We start from the raw sequence: 1,661 nt of genomic DNA, 5'->3' as shown, positions 1-1,661 counted from the left end.
CGTACTTCGTGCACTGGGACGACGCCGCGCACGCCGCGGTGAGCGGCATCCGCCTCGCCGCGGGCTTCTCGCCGCCCCACCCCGAGGTCGCCGCCCTCGTGCGCCGCCTCTACGTGCGCAGCCCGGCGTTCGCCGCCATGTGGGACGACCACGAGGTCGCCGGACTCACGACCGTGCACATGCACATCCAGCACCCCGCCGTGGGCGAGCTCGAGTTGTCGTACCAGACGTTCGACGTACGCGAGTCCCCGGGACTGCAGTTGACCGTGGCCAGCGCCGCGCCGGGCAGTCCCAGCGAGGACGCCCTCGCCCTCCTCGGCACGATCGAGGCGACTGAGCGCGAGAGCGCGCCAGGTCTCCGACAGCCCGCTGCCCCCCGCACGTCACAGACACAGGAGCTCCCGTGAACCACCCAGAACAGGTCGACCTGGAGTCAGCCCGCCGGCGGGCGATGGAGGTCCGAGCCCTGTACGAGGCCATCGAGCGTCGACTGAACGGCCAGGTGTGGACGCTCCAGGAGCTCATGCTGGGCTTCAGCAACGACGTCGGCACCGTCGGTCGACTGGTCCTGGCCCGTGACGGGACCTGGGAGATCGCCGGCGACGTCGACGCGCAGCTGGCGCACAAGCTGTCCGAGTCGCTGTGGTGGGTGATCGTCATCGCCGAGCGCCTCGGCATCGACATCTCCGCTGCCTTCGCCGACACGATGGACCGGATCGAGCAGGGCCTCGCGCCCTCGGCCGGCTGACCCACGACTCAGTCCTGATCCGCTGCCTGCGCCCTCGCCCGTCGGTCCCGCGCATCCGAGCCGATCGCCGGTCCGCGGAGAGCCACGGCGACTGACCTGCTGGTCGCCGGCGGGCGCGCTCACGGGCCTCGGTCCGGGACCGAGGCAACGTGGCGGTGGTGCTCGGCGGCCGAGGGGGCAGGCCAGGGCCGCACGTCAGGTCGACCGGGCGGACCGGTTCCGGACGGGGCGGGCGCTGGGACGGTCGGCCCCGGCGCCCGCCCGCCGTGCACCTAGGCCACGGGGTCGCGGAGGATCGTGCGGAGGGCGCGCTGGGGAGTCTCCCGGGTGAAGCCGTCCAGGTGGAGCTCGTGGTGGGGCCCGTTGCGGTGCAGACCGAGACCTCGGGCGAACTCGCCGAGTCGGGCGAGCGTCCCGAACTCGTCGGCGAAGGGCCCGTGGTGCATCACCTGCACGACGTCCTGCTCGGGCAGCGCGACGAGCTCCACCTCGTCCGTCTCGGAAGAGCTCGCAGAGCGGGCACGTGCGGCGGCGAGGTCGTCCGCCGTCGTGGTGGCAGGGACGAGGGCCAGCACCCGGTACCGGAGTGAGGGGATGGGGTTGACGCTGTAGAAGTCGGCGATCTCGACGGGCGTCGACTCCGCCGGGTACCAGTACTGGATCTCCACGACCGGGTCGGAGCCGCCCTCGTCCAGGACCCGGGCGATCTCGGCGACGGCGGCCTTCTTGCGGTAGAACGCGTCGGTCCCCGGGGCGCCGGAGCCGCTGATGGAGACGTGGTGGACGGCCGGGCTGCGCACGTAGAGGCGGCGCACGAGGGCGGCGACCTCGGGGTGGGGCGGCGAGAAGCCCGCGGCGAGGCGGATGCCGCTCACCGCGGCGTGCGCGGCGTCGTCCCAGTGCACGAAGTACG

At 73.0% G+C, this 1,661-nt stretch carries 2 protein-coding genes and 1 pseudogene; 2 read left to right on the top strand and 1 reads right to left on the bottom strand.

Going from position 1 to position 1,661, the window contains the following annotated elements:
- Both G5C62_RS26915 and G5C62_RS26910 read left to right on the top strand, forming a co-directional pair.
- Positions 1–407, top strand: a pseudogene (locus G5C62_RS26915) (hypothetical protein); the annotation flags it as partial.
- Positions 404–748, top strand: coding sequence for a hypothetical protein (locus tag G5C62_RS26910; protein ID WP_206330900.1), 345 nt, complete (start codon positions 404–406; stop codon positions 746–748). The pseudogene G5C62_RS26915 and the gene G5C62_RS26910, both read left to right, overlap by 4 nt.
- A 272-nt stretch (positions 749–1,020) precedes the next feature.
- On the opposite strand, the gene G5C62_RS26905 is transcribed toward G5C62_RS26910, so the two are convergent.
- A partial coding sequence (locus tag G5C62_RS26905) for a GyrI-like domain-containing protein (RefSeq protein ID WP_164703398.1) occupies positions 1,021–1,661 on the bottom strand: 641 nt, incomplete at its 5' end.

This window comes from Modestobacter sp. KNN46-3 (assembly GCF_011039295.1).
Note: the sequence above shows the minus strand (reverse complement) of the source record. Positions and strands in the feature narration are given on the sequence as shown.